Raw genomic sequence first — 18,218 nt, forward strand, 5'->3', positions numbered from 1 at the left:
TCTTCCAGGTCGCGGTGGCGTCCTGCTTGTCGGAGTGGGCCAGCACGAGCACCCCGTCCAGGTCCACGATCACCTGCCCTGCGGCATCCGGAGCCGCGTTCTTGGCCAGCCTCCAGACGCGCTCGCGGGCTCCGGCCCGCGCAGCCCGTATCGCGGCCAGGGCCTTCGGCCCAGCGGCGGCGAGGGTGTCGATGAGCCGGGAGACCGTCGGGTCAGAAGCGACTTGCCCGAACACGGCCGGCTCAGCCCGCAGCATCCCGGCATCCGCGAGGCAGTCCCCGCCCAGCGCGACCGCGAGCGCCACATCCAGCACGATCTTCCCCGGATCGTGCACCGCCCGCGGACGTCGCCACGGAGCCAGAGCACCCGATATCGCCTGGTCCAGCCCGGCCTTGCGGATTGTCTCCACCAGCAACACGGCCCCGGCCTGGGACACCACCCCGTGGCCACCGCCCTCAACGCGAACACGCGGATAGGACCCGATACGCTTCTTCACCTGGGAAGTGCCTCCGACAGCGGCAGGAACAAGGACCTCGATAATCCTTATTCTTGCTGGTCAGAGGCACTTCTCGCTTGCGTGACCACCTATCGGACAACCCACTTCATGAAAGCCCGAGGCTAGTTAGGAGGGCCCGCCCTCGGGAGTGGGTGCCCACTACACCACCCCGAAGGCCGGCGTTCGTCCCACCGGCGCATGTCCGGTCCCCTCGGTCACCGTGACCCGGGCGCCGACGCGCCCCGCACGTGACCGCCTGAGCCGATCGGGGAACTTCAGGGCACTGAGAGGCGCGAGCCGTATGTCCGACTTCTCGCATACCCGGTCTGACATCACCGGCCACCCCGACGTGGTCGAGATGCGGGAACGGTACGCCCGCGTGGCAGGAACCCGTCAGGCCGTCGTCGTCGACGGGCCGATTCTGCTGACCGGGCTCTACCTGGCCATCTCGCCGTGGGTCGGGCACTTTCACACGCAGCCCGACATCACAACGAACAACCTCATCGTCGGCATCACCATGGCCGTGATCGGCCTGGTGCTGGCGTCGGCGGGCGAGCAGATGCTCCGGCTGGCCTGGGCTGTCGCCCCATGGACGCTTGGTTGATCATTTCACCGTGGGTGGTGACCGCCGCCACAGCGCCTCCGCGCGCATCGTCTGGAACAACCGCTGGATCGCGCAGACGCTCAGCTCGTTCGGCAGGGCCACCCCGCTGACGTGCCTGCTCCGTCGCTGCCACACGGCCGCTCTGACCCCATTTCCTGTGCCTCGCCGCCGTGATCCTGCTCGTCGTGGCCATCGCCGCTTGCAGTCCGGTCATTCTCATCACGGCGATGGCCATCGCGTGCGTCTCGGCACTGCCGAGGCCAGCCCGACGACCCCGAGCAGTTCCTCACCGCGTACACCGCCCACTACGCGGAGGGCGTGACGGCCTTCCTGGAGAAGCGCCCGCCCCCTGACCACATCCGCCACGGACGGGGGAGTGACGTTGCGAGTTGCGGGGGTCAGGAGTTCCCATCCGGCGACAACCCCACCGATCGACTACCGAAGATCATCAGCAGGCCGCCACTCTTTGAGGTTGCGTCCTGGGAAGTGGTCTACGGGTTCCACCCGATCCGGGGGTTTGCTCCGGCGTCGGGGTGGGGCCTGCGGCTAGTGCGGGTCGAGGCCAAGCTCGATCCGCACGAGTTGGGGATAAGGTTTGTGTCCGAGGGGGGACTTGAACCCCCACGCCCTTTACGGGCACTAGCACCTCAAGCTAGCGCGTCTGCCATTCCGCCACCCGGACCGGTGGTCGCCGCACGGGCGTGGCCCGCTGCGACGCGGTACACCCTAGCAAACCCGCGGGCCCTCGCGATCACCCCGCGGGTTGGGTCAGGCGCCCCGGCGGGGCAGGATGGGGCGTGGACCCCGAACGTGCCAGGGAGGCATCGTGAGCCAGCCGGAGAGCGCCCGTGGCGGCACCGTCGAACGCGCGGAGAGCGAGGTCGTCGACCTCTGCCGCGAGCTGATCCGGATCGACACCAGCAACTACGGCGACCACTCCGGGCCGGGAGAGCGGGCGGCCGCGGAGTACGTGGCGGAGAAGCTGGCCGAGGTGGGGCTGGAGCCGGAGATCTTCGAGTCGCACCCCGGGCGGGCGTCAACCGTGGCGCGGATCGCGGGCGAGGACCCCTCGCGGCCCGCGCTGCTCATCCACGGCCACCTCGACGTCGTGCCGGCCAACGCCGCCGACTGGACCCACGACCCCTTCTCCGGAGAGGTCGCCGACGGCTGCGTGTGGGGGCGGGGGGCGGTGGACATGAAGGACATGGACGCCATGACCCTCGCCGTCGTACGCGAACGGCTGCGCACCGGGCGCAAGCCTCCGCGGGACGTCGTGCTCGCCTTCCTCGCCGACGAGGAGGCCGGCGGGCTCTACGGTGCCAGGCACCTCGTCGACACGAGGCCGGAGCTGTTCGAGGGCGTGACCGAGGCCATCGGGGAGGTGGGCGGCTTCTCGTTCTCCGTGAACGAGGACGTGCGGCTGTACCTCATCGAGACCGCGCAGAAGGGCATGCACTGGATGCGTCTGACGGTCGACGGCACCGCCGGGCACGGCTCGATGACCAACCGTGACAACGCGATCACCGAGCTGTCCGAGGCCGTGGCCCGGCTGGGGCGGCACGAGTTCCCCGTGCGGCTGACCAAGTCCGTACGCGGCTTCCTCGACGAGCTCGGCGACGCCCTCGGCGTCGAGCTGGACCCCGAGGACATGGACGCGACGCTCGCCCGGCTCGGCGGCATCGCGAAGATCATCGGTGCCACCCTCCGCAACACCGCCAACCCCACCATGCTCGGCTCCGGCTACAAGGTGAACGTCATCCCCGGGCAGGCCACGGCGCACGTGGACGGCCGCTTCCTGCCGGGGTACGAGGAGGAGTTCCTCGCCGACCTCGACCGCATCCTCGGCCCGCGCGTCCGGCGCGAGGACGTGCACGCCGACAAGGCGCTGGAGACGACCTTCGACGGGGCGCTGGTCGAGGCCATGGCGACGGCGCTGAAGGCGGAGGACCCGATCGCCCGCGCCGTGCCGTACTGCCTCTCCGGCGGTACCGACGCCAAGTCCTTCGACGACCTCGGCATCCGCTGCTTCGGCTTCGCGCCGCTGCAGCTGCCGCCGGAGCTGGACTTCGCCGGGATGTTCCACGGGGTCGACGAGCGGGTGCCGGTCGCGGGTCTGCAGTTCGGCGTCCGGGTCCTCGACCGGTTCCTCGACGCCTGCTGAGCTGGGGTTTCTCCCTGACGGAGGCCCGGTGGCGCGCGGGTGGCGTACGCGGCCGAATCGGCCGCCTGTGCCCATCGGACTGAATCGGGTGAACGGCACGATAAGTGCGTAGCTCGATACCTACCTCGTCGTTGCATTGGGTGCGGTCCGCTGCTGGGGCCGCACCGTCAACCAGGAGGAAGAATGATCAAGAAGGTTGTCGCCGCGGCGGCCGCCACGGGCGGTCTCGTGCTCGCGGGGGCAGGTGTCGCCGCCGCCGACGCGGGTGCTCAGGGCGCTGCCATGCAGTCCCCGGGCGTGCTGTCCGGCAACGTCGTGCAGGCCCCGATTCACATCCCCGTGAACGCCTGCGGCAACACCGTGAACTTCATCGGTCTGCTGAACCCCGCATTCGGCAACACCTGCGTCAACAAGTGACGTTGAACCTCCCGTAAGAATGTGACCGGACGGCCCCGGGGCGCAGCGGCGTCCCGGGGCCGGACGGGCTTTTCGGACGAGTGGGACGGGGACGGCCCGCCCACTCGCGTACCCAGAGCTCAGAAGGCAGGAAAGACCCATGCGACATGTCGCAAGGAAGGGCCTGTTCACCATCGCCGCCGCGGGCGGCATGCTGGTCGCCGCAGGCGCCTCCGCGCACGCCGACGCGGGCGCCGAGGGCCTCGCGCAGAACTCTCCCGGCATCGGCTCCGGCAACACGGTGCAGGCGCCGGTGCACGCGCCCGTGAACGCCTGTGGCAACACGGTGAACGCCGGCGGGCTGCTCAACCCCGCGTACGGAAACACGTGCATCAACGACGGCGGCGGTGCGAAAACCGGCGGCGTCGCGAAGACCGCCGGCGGCGAGGACAGCGGCGGCGGTGCGAAGACCGGTGGCGGTGCGAAGACCGACAGCGGCGCGAAGACCGACGACGGTCCGAGGACCGACGGTCCTGCGGACAGCGGCGGCCGTAGCGCCGGGAGCCGGACCGCCGGGAACACGACCGGTGGCGGGGCGCAGGCCCGGGGTGCTGCCGTGCAGTCCCCGGGTGTGCTCTCCGGCAACACCGTGCAGGTGCCCGTGGACGTACCGGTGAACGCATGCGGCAACTCCGCCAACATCGTGGGCGTCGGCAACGCCGCCTTCGGCAACGAGTGCGGGAACGGCACCACCCCCGACACCCGGAAGCCGCCCCGGCCCGAGGAGCCGCCGACGCGGGACACCCCCGAGCCGCCCGGCAACCCGGACCGGCCCGCCGAGCCCACGGACCGGAAGCACACCCCGCCGAAGCACGAGACGCAAGCGGGCGAGCCCGCCTCCGACGAGCAGCTGGCCGAGACCGGCTCCGGCATCCCGCTGGGGGTACTCGTCCCGGTCAGCGGCGGTGTGCTGCTGGCCGGCGCCGTCCTCTACCGCCGCGCACGCGCCTCGGCGGCCTGATCACGTCGGCTGACGGCAGGGGCGGGTCCGGCCGAGCCGGACCCGCCCCCTCGTCGTCTCCGCGCGTGCCCGCGCCGCCCACCGCCGGGCTCACCACGTCGCCCGTACCTGCCTGATGATCCGGCGCCGCAGCCGTGCCCTGCGGCTGCCGTCGGGGTAGAGGCGGAGCCGGTGCAACTCCCAGTGCCCGTACTCGGCTTGGTCGGTCAGGAGCCTCGCCGCGGCGGCCCGTGAGACTCCCCGCGGCACATACACATCACGAAACTCGTATTCCGGCATCGCATCCATTGTGCGGAAAGTGCCTCGCTCCGGATAGCGTCTGCACTATGTCTGATGCTGCGCAGCCTACGGCTGCCGAGGTACGCGCCGCCGCGTCGGCGCTGAAAGCCGCGATCGACCGTCACCTCGAAGCGGTCGAGCGCCGGTCGGGCGAGGAGGGCTCGGCCGTCTATGCCGCCTTCGAGGAGCTGGCAGCGGCAGCCGAGGCGTACGACGAGGTGCTGTACGAGGTCCACGACGAAGTGACCCCCTTCGAGATCCCCAGCAGCGACACGCTGCCCGCCTACACCGGGCCCGACGAGCCGGGGGCGCTCAGCGTGCTCATCCGCCGGGACTACACCGTGGCGGAGCCGCACCGGCTGCTGGCCCAGGCGCAGCGCATCGCCGACCTCGACCCGGACGTCGCGGACGGGGACGACTCCGACGAGCGGGAGGCCGTGGGCAGCAGCCTGACGGCCGCGGTCGGGGTGCTCTTCGGCGAGTTCGAACCGGACGAGATCGCCTCGCGGCACCGGGAGTTCGGCCTCTCGGAGGGCGATACCGCGGTGTGGGTGGCGGCGGCGGAGGAGCCGGCGGAGCCGGGGGAGTGGCTGTCGGCGCCGTTCGACCAGGTCGACCCGGAGCTGGTCATCTGCCGCTTCGACGTCAGCGCGTCGTTCGACGACGAGCTGGACTTCGACGCGGACGTCGAGGAGGACGAGGTGGACGAGGACGCCGAGGACGGCGACGGCGGGGAGCGGGAGGACGACGAGGCCGTCGACGCGCTCGACGACCTGGACGACGGCGAGGACGAGCTGGAGCGGGTGGACACCGGCCGCTGAGCGGGGCGCGGGGCCGGCCCTACGCCGGCCCCGCGCCGGCCCCGCGTCGTCCCGGACCGCGTCCGCCCGCGGGTCCGCGTCAGTCCCGGGTCTGGGCGTCGAGCAGGCCCCGCAGCCGCGTCGTACGCCGCGGGGCCGGCACCTCCGCGAGGCGCCGGGCCAGCACGGGTCCCGCGCCGTGCACCACGGACAGGTGCCGCTCGCCGCGGCTGAACGCCGTGTACGCCCACGCGCGGCTCAGCGCCGACTCCGCGTCCCCCGGCACGACGACCACCGCGGCGGGCCATCGCCGCCCCACCGCCTGGTGCGCGGTCAGCGCCCACCCGTGCCGCACGGCCTCGCCGACCCGGTCCGGCCGTACGACGACGGCGGTGCCGCCGCAGTCGAGGTGCAGCCCGGCGTCGTCACCCGAGGTGACCAGGCCCGGCACGGCGGTGCCGGGGGCGGGGACGTAGACGACGCGGTCGCCCGCGTCGAAGCCGCCGAACGCGCCGGGGCCGGGGTTGAGCCGCTCCTTGAGCGCGGCGTTCAGCACGCGGGTGCCGGCGGCGCCGCCGTGCCCCACGGCGATCACCTGCGTGGCCGCGGCGGGCACCCCGAGCGCGCGGGGCACGGAGTCCGCGACCAGCTGCACGGTCCGGTGAACCGCCTCGCCGGGGTCCTGCACCGGGACGATCACCACCTCCTTGCCGGGCGCCGCCACGGCCTGTAGCTCCCCGGCGCCGACGCCGGAGACCAGCTCGCCGATCGGGCCGGGGTCGGGGGTACGGGACGTCACCCGGGGGCAGACCCGCGCGGCGGCGACGTCGGCGAAGACCCGGCCGGGGCCGGCGGACTCCAGCAGCCCGGGGTCGCCGCTGAGGACCAGCCGGGCGCCGTCGGGCAGCGCCTCGACGAGGGCGGCGGCGACCTCGACGTCGAGCTGTGGGGCGTCCAGCACGGCCAGTACGTCGACGCCGAGCAGCCCGTCCGCGTCGCGCCCGGGCCCCTCCCGCCCGGAGAGCAGTCCCCGTACGGTCACGGCTCCGGCGGCGTGGCCGCCCGTCGGGGGCGGGGCGGTGGCGCCCGGTCCGCCGGCGGCGACCGCACCGGGTGCCGCGTCGTCCCGCGCCGGGCCGTCCTGTGCCGCCCCGTGCTCCGGACCGGCCGGCGGCGGTGTCGGGTCCCCGGGGCCGGCGGCCGGTCCGGCCGGGGACGCCGCGGCGAGCAGGGCGGCCAGGCGGGTGCGGCCGTCGTCGGTGTGGGCGGCGGCGTACGCGCGCAGCCCCAGGGCGCGGGCCGCGGCGACCAGCGCCGCCGGTTCCGCGCGGGCGGCTTCGCCGCCGGTGTGCAGCACGAGCCCGTTGCCCGCCGCGGCGCGGATCAGCTCCGCGGCGGAGGGCGACGGCGCGGCACCGGACACCGCCCCCCACGCCGCGGCGCCGACGGCGCGGACGGCCGTGTCGCTGTCCCGCGGGTCGTACGGACCGGGGGCACCGGCCGGCTCCGCCCCGGCGCCCCGAGGGCCGCCGGGGGCGTACGGCCCGGATGCCGTGCCGGCCGCTGTCCCGTACTCGTCCGTCCCGACGGGGCGTGCCCCGGTTTCCCGGCCCGTGGGGCCGCCCGCGTCGTGCGGCCCGGGCTCCGTGCCGGCCGGTGTCCCCTGCGCGCTCGTCCCGCCGGCCGCGCGGGCGCTCGCGTCGTACGCGCCGAGCTCGTCGCGGTCGCCGTCCGCTGAACCCGCCGGAGGCGAGAAGGTGTTCACGAGCCGGGACAGGCCGTCCGCGAGGCTCTCCTCCGCCATCGCGTAGCGCTCCAGGCCGAGCAACAGCCGTACGGGAGGCCCCTCCTCGCCGTCCTCGCCACCGTCCGGCGCCGGAGCGGACGCGGGTGGCTCCTCCCTCTCCTCGAAGACCAGCACGCCGCCCGTCGACGCCGCGTCGCGCAGCGCCTCCTCGGCGTTCGGCACCCCGTACCCCGACAGGGCCTCCGCCAGCGCCGGGAACTCCAGCGCGGTGTGCCCCCGCAGGGCGGCCTGCGTCAGCAGCCAGCCCACCAGCGCCTCGACCCGCCGCTCGTCTCCGGGCTCGGCGGACTCCAGCAGGCCGCGGGCGAACTCGTCGGCCTGCGAGGGCCGTACGCCCGGCACCGTGAGCAGCTGCCACGGGTCCGTACGCAGCACCTCCGCCGCGCCGTCGCCGAACTGCCCCGCGACCCGGGAGGCCAGTGCTTCGGGGGCGGCACCGCCGGCGAGTAGCTGCCGTACGGCGGCCACCGCCGCCGCGCTCGGCTCCGGCGGCCGGACCGGCTCCCCCTGCCCGACCCCGGCGCCGGCACCGACCCCGACTCCGGGCCGGGCCCCGACTCCGACCCCATCACCGGGCCCCGGTCCCGCCGTCGGCTCCGGACTCCGCGCGGGCCGGGGCGCGGGCGGGCGTGCCGGGGCGGGGAAGAACATGGCCGCGTCGCGCTCGCCCCGCTCCACCGCCCGTACCGCGGCCAACAGCTCCGCCGCCTTGCCGGTGAGCGCCGCGCCGCTGTCGACGGGCACGGCCGCCGCCCGTGGGCGGCCCTCGCTCCCACCACCGGCACCCTCATCGGTGCCACCGCCGCCCGCGCCCCCGTCGGCCGCCGCACCGTCTCCCGCCGCCGTGCCCTCGCCGGCTCCCGAGCCGGCCCCGGCCCCGGCCTCCGAACTCCCGCCGACCCCGTCGGTCCCGCCGAGCTCTCCGATCGCGCCGGCCCTGCCGGGCTCAGCGCTCGCGCTGGACTCCACGTCGTCGCCGGCCCCGCCAGTCACCCTGCCACCGCTCTCCGCGCTCGAACCGGACTCCCTGTCCTCGTCAGCCCCGCCAGCCCTCCGGCTCTCACCGGACTCCGAACCCGCCCCGGACTCCGCACCCCCGCCGCCCTCCCGGCCTCCGCTCCCGTCGGCCTCCGCGCCCCCGCCGGCGCGGCCCCCCGAAGCCGTCGCCCCCTGCCCCGTGCCGCCCCCCGCAGCCGCCTCCGCGGCACCCGCATCCGCGGCACCCGCGGTCTCCCGTGTGTCGTTCACAGCGTGCTCCAGTCCTGATCGGGATAGCGGTGCACGGGCGCCGACACGTCGTCCAGCGCCTGGCAGATCTCGTCAGGAAGCGTAAGACCCTCCACCGACAACGCCGCCGTCAGCTGCTCGGCGTTGCGCGCCCCCACCAGCGGCGCGGCCACCCCCGGCCGGTCCCGTACCCACGCCAGCGACACCTCCAGCGGCGTCACCGCCAGCCCGTCCGCCGCCGTGGCCACCGCGTCCACCACCCGGCTCGCCTCCTCGTCCAGGTACGGCGCGACGAACGGTGCCAGGTGCTCCGAGGCGCCCCGCGAGCCCGGTGGCGTGGCGTCGCGGTACTTGCCGGTCAGGACGCCGCGGCCGAGCGGCGACGACGGCAGCAGGGCCACGCCCAGGTCCAGCGCCGCCGGCAGCACCTCCCGCTCCACCCCGCGCTGCAGCAGCGAGTACTCCATCTGCGTCGACGCCAGCCGCGTCCGCCCGCCCACCGCGCCCGCGCCCCCGCCCGCGACGCCGGCCAGCTGCCAGGTGGCGGCCTTGGCGAGCTGCCAGCCGCAGAAGTTGCTCACGCCGGCGTAGCGTGCCCGGCCGCTCGCTATGGCGGTGTCGAGCGCCTGCAGGGTCTCGTCCAGCGGCGTGTACGGGTCGAAGGCGTGTACCTGCCACAGGTCGACGTAGTCGGTGCCCAGCCGCTCCAGCGAGGCGTCGAGCGCGTCGAGCAGGTGCCGCCGGGACGTGTCGAAGCGGCGGTCGGGGTCGGGCACGCTGCCCGCCTTGGTGGCGACGACGATGTCGCGCCGCGGCACGAGGCCGCCCAGCAGCCGCCCCAGCAGGTACTCCGCGCCGCCGTCGGCGTACACGTCGGCGGTGTCGACGAGCGTCCCGCCGGCCTCCCAGAACGTCTTCAGCAGTCCGGCCGCCTCGGCCTCTCCGGTGTCCCGCCCCCAAGTGAGGGTGCCCAGTCCCATGCGGGAGACGCGAAGGCCCGTGCGGCCGAGTTGCCTGTGCTCCATGGGCGTTGAGATTACTGGGGCCGGTGCGCTGCGTGGCGGGGACGGTCGCGCTAGAGTCGCACAGGTATATTACCCACCGGTACGAACACCTCGGCGTGGCACGCCGGAGAGCAGGGAGGCCCGCATGCGGCTCGGGATCAACCTCGGCTATTGGGGCGCCGGCATGGACGCCGACAACCTCGCCGTCGCACAGGAGGCCGACCGCCTCGGCTACGACGTGTGCTGGGCGGCCGAGGCGTACGGATCCGACGCCGCGACCGTGCTGACCTGGGTCGCCGCCAAGACCGAGCGCATCGACGTCGGCTCCGCGATCTTCCAGATCCCAGCCCGCGCCCCCGCCATGACCGCGATGACCGCCGCGACCCTCGACTCCCTCACCGAGGGTCGCTTCCGCCTCGGCATCGGGGTCTCCGGGCCGCAGGTCTCCGAGGGCTGGTACGGGGTCGGGTTCGGCAAGCCGCTCGCCCGCACCCGCGAGTACGTCGAGATCGTGCGCAAGGCGCTGGCGCGCGAGCGGCTGTCGTACGCGGGCGAGCACTGGACGCTGCCGCTGCCCGGAGGGCCGGGCAAGCCCATCAAGCTGACCGTGCACCCCGTGCGGGAGCACATCCCCGTCTACATCGCGGCCATCGGCCCGAAGAACCTGGAGCAGACCGGCGAGATCGCCGAGGGCGTCCTGCTCGTCTTCTACTCGCCGGAGCACGCGGAGGAGACCACGCTGCGCCACCTGCGCGCCGGGCGCGCGAAGGCGGGCAAGGACCTGGCGGGCTTCGAGGTCGTGCCCACGGTCCCCATGGCGGTGGGAGACGACGTCGCCGCGCTCGCCGACGTCTTCCGCCCGTACACCGCCCTCTACGTCGGCGGCATGGGCAGCGCCGAGCAGAACTTCTACAACCGCCTCGCCGTGCGCATGGGGTACGAGCGCGAGGCCGCCGAGATCCAGTCCGCGTACCTCGCTGGCGACAAGGCCGCCGCGGCAGCCGCCGTGCCGCAGGAGCTGATCGACGCGACCACGCTGATCGGGCCGGTGGAGCGGATCGCGGACCGGATGCGGGCGTACGCCGAGGCGGGGGTGACGTCGCTGTCGCTGGCGCCGTCCGGGTTCACGCGGGAGGAGCGCATCGCCGGCGTACGCGCCGGGGTGGAGGCGCTGGAGCGCGCCGGCCTCGTCTGAGCCCCCGAGCCCTCCGAGCCCCTGCCGCGCCGAGCCCCTGCCGCGCCGAGCCCCTGCCGCGCCGAGCCCCTGCCGCGCCGAACCTCTGCCCAGCCGGGCCCGCCCCCGGGCAGCGCCGCGGCCGTGGTGGGGGCTCGGGGTCCTACCCGCCACGGCCGTCACCCCACCCAACGCGCCGACCCCGCATCGGTTACGGGATCGCCCGGATGGCGGATGGCGCGTACCGCGGTGTTGCGTCAGTCGCATCCGCGTCATTCACTCGAATACGGGTGTATTCCGGCGGAGAAAGGCGACGGTGACATGCTCTCGGCCAAGGACGTGTACAGGGAGATCCTCGACAACGACGACACCTTCCGACTGTTCTGCTCCATCGCCGCCGCCGGCGAGGCCCAGGGCGGCTGGGAGAACGCCCGCATCTCCGTCCTCGTCCCCGACTCGTACCGCGCGCTCGCCCCCAAGGTGGCCCGGCACGGCGCCGACGAGGACAAGCACGGCCGCATCTTCAACGCCCTCATGAAGAAGCGCGGCCTGGAGCCGGTGGAGGTCCCCGGCGAGACCGACTACACGATGCTGCTTGAGGGCATCGGCATCGGCCTCGCCCACGACCAGCTGCGCCGCGATCGGCAGCTCACCGAGGCCGACATCATCACCTACCTCGCGCACAGCCGGGTCACCGAGCAGCGGGCGTCGGACCAGATGCGGATGCTCCTCAGGCACTTCGGGGACGACCCGGACGTCGGCCGCGCGGTGCGGATGATCTCCCACGACGAGGACAACCACCTCGCGTACTGCCACGAGGAACTGCTCGGCATGGCCGCGAAGGGCCACGGTCAGCGCGTACGGGAGACGCTCCGCGAGGCGGCGGCGGCGGAGATCCGGGTGTACCGGGACGTGAGCCACGCGGTGATGGAGCACATGGGGCGGATCCTGAACTGGCCGCGGAGCAGGCGCATGCTGCTGTCCACGGGCATCGAGGGCGTGTACGCGTACGAACGCGCCGGCGGCTGGCGGCGCATGGTCTCGCTGCGGATGCCGGAGCGCCGTAACGCCCTCGGCGGGCCGCCGCCGCGCACCACGGCCGAGTTCGCCTGACGCGAACATCCGGCGCCGCTCAGCGGTCCCGGCCGCCCAGCCAGCCGCGCCGGCGGAAGAACACGTACAGCCACAGCACCACCGACACCATCAGCACCAGCACCGCCGGATACCCCAGCGTCCAGTGCAGCTCCGGCATGTGGTCGAAGTTCATGCCGTAGACAGAGCCGATGACGGTCGGCGCCGCGGCCATGGCGGCGTACGCGGAGATCTTGCGCATGTCGTCGTTCTGCCGCACCCCCACCCGCGCCAGGTGCGCGGCGAGGATGTCGGACAGCAGCCGGTCGAGGGTCTCGACGTGCTCGTTGACGCGCGAGAGATGGTCGCCGACGTCGCGGAAGAACGGCCGCGACTCCTCGTTGACGAACGGCAGCCCTGCCCCCGTCAGCCGCGTGATCGGCTCGACCAGCGGGCCGGTGGCGCGGCGGAACTCCAGCGCCTGCCGCTTGAAGTCGTAGATCCGCCCCGGCGAACTCCCCGTGTCGCTGCCGCTCGGCTGGAAGACCTTCGCCTCCAGCTCCTCCAGGTCGGTGTGGAAGTCGTCCGCCACGTCGAGGTAGTTGTCCACGATCGCGTCGCACACCGCGTACACCACCGCCGTCGGCCCGTGCGCCAGGACGTCCGGCTGCCCCTCCAGCCGGGCCCGCACCTCGCCGAGCGGGTTCGCCCGGCCGTGCCGCACGGTGACCACGAAGGAGTCGCCGACGAAGATGTTGATCTCGCTGACGGTGACGGTGTCGGTGCTGTCGTCGTACAGCACGGGCTTGAGGACCAGGAACAGCGCCGCGTCGTACACCTCCAGCTTCGGCCGCTGGTGCGCGGTCACCGCGTCCTCCGCCGCGAGCGGGTGCAGCCCGAGCCCGCCGGTGACCGCGTCGAACTCCTCGCGCGTCGGCTCGAAGAGCCCGATCCAGCAGAAGGCGTCCGGCTCGGCGCGTGCCCGCACGAGCACGTCCGGGACGGCCGCGGGCGCGGGCACCCGCCGACCGTTCCGGTAGAGCGCGCAGTCGACGATCACGCCGTCATTCTTTCCCGGGCCGTGCGCGCTGTCGCGCAGGACGTACGCTGGCTGCCATGCCCACCCTCCTACTGATCCGGCACGCCCGGTCCACGGCCAACGTGGACGGCGTGCTCGCCGGCCGCGGCCCGGGCGTCGGGCTGGACGAGCGCGGCACCGAGCAGGCCGCCGCGCTGCCCGCCCGGCTGGCCGGCCTGGCGCCCGCCGCCGTGATCAGCAGCCCGCTCGAACGCTGCCGCGAGACGCTGAAGCCGCTGCTGGCCGCCCGCCCGGAGCTGCCCGTGCACGTCGACGAGCGGCTCAACGAGTGCGACTACGGCGAGTGGACCGGCGCGAAGCTCGCCGAGCTGGCGCAGGACCCGCTGATGGACACCGTCCAGCAGCACCCGTCGGCGGCCGGGTTCCCCGGCGGCGAGACCCTGCGCGCGATGCAGGCGCGCGCCGTGGAGGCGGTGCGGGAGTGGAACGCCACCGTGGCCGCCGAGCACGGCCCGGAGGCGCTGTACGTCATGTGCAGCCACGGCGACGTCATCAAGTCCGTGGTGGCGGACGCCCTGGGGATGCACCTGGACCTCTTCCAGCGCATCGCCGTCGGCCCCGCCTCCGTCACCGCGATCCGGTACACCCCGCTGCGCCCCTTCGTGCTGCGCCTCGGCGACACCGGCCGGCTCGACGGCCTCGCGCCGCCGCCCGCCGCGGGCGGGCCGGAGCCGGCCGCTGAAGCGGCACAGGAGAGCGCCGCGGAGGTGGGCGGCGGTGCCGGAGCCGGTTGATCCACGATGATCAGCTCGCGCAGTAGGGTGGTCGGATCGGTCCCGCAGCGGATCCAGTTCAGGAGTCGAGTAATCGGAGCAGCACGTGCCGCGTGAGGTGTACTTCTACGACCCGCCGGACCGCTTCGTGGCCGGCACGGTCGGGCTGCCGGGGCGCCGTACCTTCTTCCTGCAGGCGTCCAAGTCCGGCCGCACCACCAGCGTCGCCCTGGAGAAGGCGCAGGTGGCCGCGCTCGCCCAGCGGATCGACGAGCTTCTCGACGAGGTGGTACGACGCAGCGGCGGCACCAGCGAGGTGCCCGCCGTGGCGCCCGCCGAGCTGGCCGACACCGCGCCCCTGGACGCCCCCATCGAGGAGGAGTTCCGGGTCGGCACGATGGCGCTGGCGTGGGACGCGGAGGGCGAGCGGATGGTCGTCGAAGCGCAGGCGCTGGTCGAGTTGGACGCCGACTCCGACGAGGACCTGGCGGCGGCCGAGGAGGCGCTGCTGCAGGACGACGAGAACGGTCCGCCGATGCTGCGCGTACGCCTCACCGGGCAGATGGCGCGCGCCTTCGCCAAGCGGGCCAACGACGTGGTGAACGCCGGCCGCCCGCCCTGTCCGCTGTGCAGCCTGCCGCTCGACCCGGAGGGACACGTATGTCCGCGCCAGAACGGATACCGCCGGGGAGAGTGAGCCCGCTCTCCCTGGCGTCCGACGAGGCCCGCGCGCTGCTCACCGGCGGCGAGCTGACCGTCGCCGGGCGCATCCGCGGCGCGTCGAACGCGGTCCTGTTCTGCACCGTCGCCCACGCCGGGCGCACCGCGGAGTGCGTGTACAAGCCGGTCGCGGGGGAGCGCCCGCTGTGGGACTTCCCCGACGGGACGCTGGCGCAGCGCGAGGTGGCGGCGTACGAGGTCTCGGAGGCCACCGGCTGGGAGCTGGTGCCGCCCACCGTGCTGCGGGAGGGGCCGTTCGGCGAGGGCATGTGCCAGCTGTGGATCCCGTCCGCGGACGGGGACGGGGACGGGGACGGCGCTCCGGACGGCCCGGATGGAGCTGACAGCGCGGACGGCCCGGACGGCGCGGGGGAGACCGGCGCCGACCTGCTCGCCCTCGTCGACGGCGACGAGCCGGGCCCCGGCTGGAAGGCCGTCGGCTACGCCGAGACCGGCGGCAGCCGCCCCGCGCTGCTCGTGCACGCCGACGACGTACGGCTCCGCCGCCTCGCCGTCCTCGACGCCGTGATCAACAACGGCGACCGCAAGGGCGGCCACCTGCTGCCCGCGCCGGGCGGCCGGCTCTACGCCATCGACCACGGCGTGACGTTCCACACCGACGACAAGCTCCGCACCCTGCTGTGGGGCTGGGCCGGCGAGGCGCTGCCCGCCGAGGCCGTCGCCGTGCTGCGCCGGCTCGCGGACGGCCTCGCCGCCGACGGGCCGCTGGCCGCCCGGCTGGCGCCGCTGATCACCCCGGCCGAGGTGGCCGCGCTGCGCGCCCGCGTCGCCGCGCTGTTGGCCTCCGGGCGGCATCCGGAGCCGAGCGGCGAGTGGCCGGCGATCCCCTGGCCGCCGGTCTGAGCCCGGCCCGGCCGTCCCGCGCCGCCGGCGCCCGGGCGTAATGCGTACGAAACCGTCTCACCCCTGTCCGAAACCGCAAGCTCACACCGCCCCGGTCGTTTGGCCAGGCCACCGGCGGTTACGCTCGTTTACATGCATGCCTGGCCCGCTCCCGAGGTCCCGGTGCTCCCCGGCACTGGCCCCGACCTCCGCCTCCACGACACCGCGACCGGAGGGCTCGTCACCCTCGACCCCGGACCGGAGGCCCGCATCTACGTCTGCGGCATCACCCCCTACGACGCCACCCACATGGGGCACGCGGCCACGTACACCGCGTTCGACCTCGTGCAGCGCGTCTGGCTGGACAACAAGCGGCAGGTCCACTACGTGCAGAACGTCACCGACGTCGACGACCCGCTGCTGGTGCGGGCCGCCGAGACGGGCGAGGAGTGGACCGCGCTCGCCGACCGCGAGACGGACCTGTACCGCGACGACATGACCGCGCTGCGGAACCTCCCGCCCCGCGAGTTCGTCGGCGCGGTGGAGGCGATACCGGGCATCGTGCCCCTCGTCGAGCGGCTGCGCGACGCCGGTGCCGCGTACGAACTCGACGGCGACGTCTACTTCTCGGTCGAGTCCGACCCCCACTTCGGGTCCGTCTCCGGGCTCGACGCCGCCACCATGCGGGAGCTGTTCGCCGAACGCGGCGGCGACCCCGAACGCCCCGGCAAGAAGAACCCACTCGACCCGCTGCTGTGGAGCGCCGCCCGCGAGGGCGAGCCGAGCTGGGACGGCGGCACCCTCGGCCGCGGGCGGCCCGGCTGGCACATCGAGTGCGTCGCGATCTCGCTGGACCACCTCGGCATGGGCTTCGACGTGCAGGGCGGCGGCAGCGACCTGATCTTCCCGCACCACGAGATGGGCGCGTCCCACGCGCAGGTGCTGACCGGCGAGTACCCCTTCGCCAAGGCGTACGTGCACTCCGGTCTCGTCGCGCTGGACGGCGAGAAGATGTCCAAGTCCAGGGGCAACCTGGTCTTCGTCTCCCAGCTCCGCCGCGACGGCGTCGACCCCGTGGCCGTACGGCTCGCGCTGCTCGCCAACCACTACCGCACGGACTGGCATTGGACCGCCTCCGGGCTGGAGCGGGCGGAGGAGCGGCTGGCCCGCTGGCGCGCCGCCGTCTCCCGTCCGGAGGGGCCGGCCGCGGAGGCGCTCGTGGCGGAGGTCCGCGAGGCGCTGGCGAACGACCTGGACTCGCCCGCGGCGCTGGCCGCCGTCGACCGCTGGGCGGCGCTGCAGCGCGTCGAGGGCGGTACGGACACGGGCGCGCCCGGCGTGGTCTCACGGGCGGTGGACGCGCTGCTGGGCGTGGCGCTGTAGCGGCCCGGGCGGCGGGGCCGCGTCAGTCCTTGCCGCCGGCCTCGCCGTCGCGGCCCGGCTTGTCGCCGTCGCCGGCGGCGGGGCGGTCGGCGCCGTCGTCGGCACCGGAACCGTCCGCGTCACCGCTACCGGCGCCGTGGCTGTCGTCCCCGGTGTCGCCGTCGTCCTCGTCGGCGTGGTCCTCGTCGGCGCGGCCGGGGCCGTCGTTCTTCGCCTCCGCAGCGTCCGCGTCTTCGTCCCCGTCTTCGTCCCCGCCCTCTCCCTCTTCTTCGCCTTCCTCGCCGCCGTGCTCCTCCGGCGCGGGGAGGTCCGGGAAGGGCTGCGGTCCGGAGAGGTCGCGCAGGTACGGGCCGGGGCCGGTGTCCCGGCGGCGCAGGTAGCGCTCGAACTCGCGGGCGATCGCCTCGCCGGACGCCTCCGGCAGCTCCGCGGTGTCGCGCGCCTCCTCCAGCGTCTGCACGTACTCCGCGACCTCGGTGTCCTCGGCGGCCAGCTGGTCCACGCCCAGCTGCCAGGCCCGCGCGTCGTCGGGCAGTTCGCCGAGCGGGATGCGCACGTCGATCAGGTCGTCGAGCCGGTTGAGCAGCGCCAGGGTGGCCTTCGGGTTCGGCGGCTGGGACACGTAGTGCGGCACGGCGGCCCAGAGGCTGGCGGTCGGCACGCCCGCGTGCGTACACGCCTCCTGCAGGATGCCGACGATTCCCGTCGGGCCCTCGTAGCGGGTCTCCTCCAGGTCCATCGACTCGGCCAGCTCCGGGTCGGAGGTCACGCCGGTCACCGGCACCGGCCGGGTGTGCGGGGTGTCGCCGAGGAGCGCGCCGAGCAGGACCACCAGCTCGACGCCCAACTCGTGGGCGAAGCCGAGGATCTCGTTGCAGAACGAGCGCCAGCGCATGCTGGGCTCGATGCCGCGGACGAACACGAGGTCCCGCGGGTGGCCCTTGCCGTCGGCGTCGGCGATGCGTACCGCGGACAGCTGCGTCGTCGGCCAGGTGACCTTCCGTACGCCGCCGTGGAGGGTGACGGTGGGCCGGTTGACCTGGAAGTCGTAGTAGTCCTCGGCGTCGAGTGACGCGAAGACCTCGCCCTTCCACTCCCGGTCGAGGTGGCCGACCGCGGAGGAGGCGGCGTCACCGGCGTCGTTCCACCCTTCGAAGGCGCAGATCATCACCGGATCGACCAGCTCGGGCAGCCCCTCCAGCTCGATCACCCAGCGCCTCCTTCCGGCGGTTACGGCCCCTGTGGCCACGTGCTCCGAGACCTGCGGCCCCCAGCCTAAGGCTTCCCCGCCGACGCGCCGTATCCCGTGCGGTACGAGGACCGATTCATCCGAGGTGTGCACCTTAAGGAGGGTTGGCGGCGCGTCAGTGCGGATAAATCACTCACGGCCTCTGGACGTTGGCAAGCACACCCGGCTATA

At 74.0% G+C, this 18,218-nt stretch carries 17 protein-coding genes and 1 tRNA gene; 11 read left to right on the forward strand and 7 right to left on the reverse strand.

The window, feature by feature from the left end; translation table 11 throughout:
• Positions 1-496, reverse strand: a 496-nt coding sequence (locus T328_RS03320) for a transposase (RefSeq protein ID WP_496494317.1), incomplete at its 3' end; no start/stop codon positions are given.
• Between the two features lie 301 nt (positions 497-797).
• Between T328_RS03320 and T328_RS03325 the strand changes: the two genes are divergently transcribed.
• A complete protein-coding gene (locus T328_RS03325) occupies positions 798-1,100 on the forward strand; it encodes an SPW repeat protein (protein WP_496494318.1) in 303 nt (100 codons plus the stop codon).
• 598 nt (positions 1,101-1,698) lie between these two features.
• Here the strand turns inward: T328_RS03325 and T328_RS03330 are convergent.
• Positions 1,699-1,782: transfer RNA gene (locus T328_RS03330), tRNA-Leu, on the reverse strand.
• A gap of 108 nt (positions 1,783-1,890) precedes the next feature.
• Here T328_RS03330 and T328_RS03335 point away from each other — a divergent pair.
• The 3 genes from T328_RS03335 (at position 1,891) to T328_RS03345 (ending at position 4,678) form a co-directional block, all read left to right on the forward strand.
• Complete coding sequence (locus T328_RS03335; protein WP_496494319.1) at positions 1,891-3,261, forward strand: M20/M25/M40 family metallo-hydrolase; 1,371 nt, start codon at positions 1,891-1,893, stop codon at positions 3,259-3,261.
• A gap of 183 nt (positions 3,262-3,444) precedes the next feature.
• Complete coding sequence (locus T328_RS03340) at positions 3,445-3,678, forward strand: chaplin (RefSeq protein WP_496494320.1); 234 nt, start codon at positions 3,445-3,447, stop codon at positions 3,676-3,678.
• A 139-nt stretch (positions 3,679-3,817) separates the two neighbouring features.
• Positions 3,818-4,678: a chaplin gene (locus tag T328_RS03345; protein WP_496494321.1), complete on the forward strand. Its 861-nt coding sequence runs from the start codon at positions 3,818-3,820 to the stop codon at positions 4,676-4,678.
• 90 nt (positions 4,679-4,768) lie between these two features.
• Here T328_RS03345 and T328_RS03350 read toward each other — a convergent pair whose 3' ends face one another.
• Positions 4,769-4,957 carry a DUF5703 family protein gene (locus T328_RS03350; RefSeq protein ID WP_026276372.1) on the reverse strand — a complete coding sequence of 63 codons (189 nt, stop codon included), beginning with the start codon at positions 4,955-4,957 and terminating at the stop codon, positions 4,769-4,771.
• 47 nt (positions 4,958-5,004) lie between these two features.
• On the opposite strand from T328_RS03350, the gene T328_RS03355 reads away from it, so the two are divergent.
• A complete protein-coding gene (locus T328_RS03355) occupies positions 5,005-5,778 on the forward strand; it encodes a hypothetical protein (RefSeq protein WP_496494322.1) in 774 nt (257 codons plus the stop codon).
• Between the two features lie 79 nt (positions 5,779-5,857).
• Here T328_RS03355 and T328_RS03360 read toward each other — a convergent pair whose 3' ends face one another.
• Positions 5,858-8,557, reverse strand: coding sequence for a helix-hairpin-helix domain-containing protein (locus T328_RS03360; RefSeq protein ID WP_496494323.1), 2,700 nt, complete (start codon positions 8,555-8,557; stop codon positions 5,858-5,860).
• A gap of 251 nt (positions 8,558-8,808) precedes the next feature.
• Entirely contained in the window at positions 8,809-9,816 is a 1,008-nt protein-coding gene (locus T328_RS03365; protein ID WP_496494324.1) for an aldo/keto reductase, read from the reverse strand.
• 124 nt (positions 9,817-9,940) lie between these two features.
• On the opposite strand from T328_RS03365, the gene T328_RS03370 reads away from it, so the two are divergent.
• Complete coding sequence (locus T328_RS03370) at positions 9,941-10,990, forward strand: LLM class F420-dependent oxidoreductase (protein ID WP_496494325.1); 1,050 nt, start codon at positions 9,941-9,943, stop codon at positions 10,988-10,990.
• A gap of 300 nt (positions 10,991-11,290) precedes the next feature.
• Entirely contained in the window at positions 11,291-12,082 is a 792-nt protein-coding gene (locus T328_RS03375) for a ferritin-like domain-containing protein (protein WP_496494326.1), read from the forward strand.
• A 19-nt stretch (positions 12,083-12,101) separates the two neighbouring features.
• Here the strand turns inward: T328_RS03375 and corA are convergent, their stop codons facing one another.
• Positions 12,102-13,100 (reverse strand): magnesium/cobalt transporter CorA, encoded by a 999-nt coding sequence (corA, locus tag T328_RS03380; RefSeq protein WP_496494327.1) that lies wholly within the window; start codon positions 13,098-13,100, stop codon positions 12,102-12,104.
• 56 nt (positions 13,101-13,156) lie between these two features.
• On the opposite strand from corA, the gene T328_RS03385 reads away from it, so the two are divergent.
• The 4 genes from T328_RS03385 to mshC all read left to right on the forward strand — a co-directional run bounded on the left by T328_RS03385 (position 13,157) and on the right by mshC (position 16,798).
• Positions 13,157-13,873: a histidine phosphatase family protein gene (locus tag T328_RS03385; RefSeq protein ID WP_496494328.1), complete on the forward strand. Its 717-nt coding sequence runs from the start codon at positions 13,157-13,159 to the stop codon at positions 13,871-13,873.
• A gap of 85 nt (positions 13,874-13,958) precedes the next feature.
• Positions 13,959-14,549, forward strand: a complete 591-nt coding sequence (locus tag T328_RS03390; RefSeq protein WP_496494329.1) for a DUF3090 domain-containing protein — start codon at positions 13,959-13,961, stop codon at positions 14,547-14,549.
• A complete protein-coding gene (locus tag T328_RS03395) occupies positions 14,513-15,436 on the forward strand; it encodes an SCO1664 family protein (protein WP_496494330.1) in 924 nt (307 codons plus the stop codon). Before T328_RS03390 ends, T328_RS03395 begins: the two co-directional genes overlap by 37 nt.
• Positions 15,437-15,568: 132 nt before the next feature.
• The gene (mshC, locus tag T328_RS03400) at positions 15,569-16,798 is read left to right on the forward strand and encodes a cysteine--1-D-myo-inosityl 2-amino-2-deoxy-alpha-D-glucopyranoside ligase (protein WP_496494331.1); all 1,230 of its coding nucleotides are present in this window, start codon (positions 15,569-15,571) and stop codon (positions 16,796-16,798) included.
• Positions 16,799-16,820: 22 nt separating this feature from the next.
• Here mshC and T328_RS03405 read toward each other — a convergent pair whose 3' ends face one another.
• Positions 16,821-18,008 (reverse strand): PAC2 family protein, encoded by a 1,188-nt coding sequence (locus tag T328_RS03405; RefSeq protein ID WP_496494332.1) that lies wholly within the window; start codon positions 18,006-18,008, stop codon positions 16,821-16,823.
• Between the last annotated feature and the right edge of the window lie 210 nt (positions 18,009-18,218).

It is taken from the genome of Streptomyces sp. CNX435, assembly GCF_059570575.1.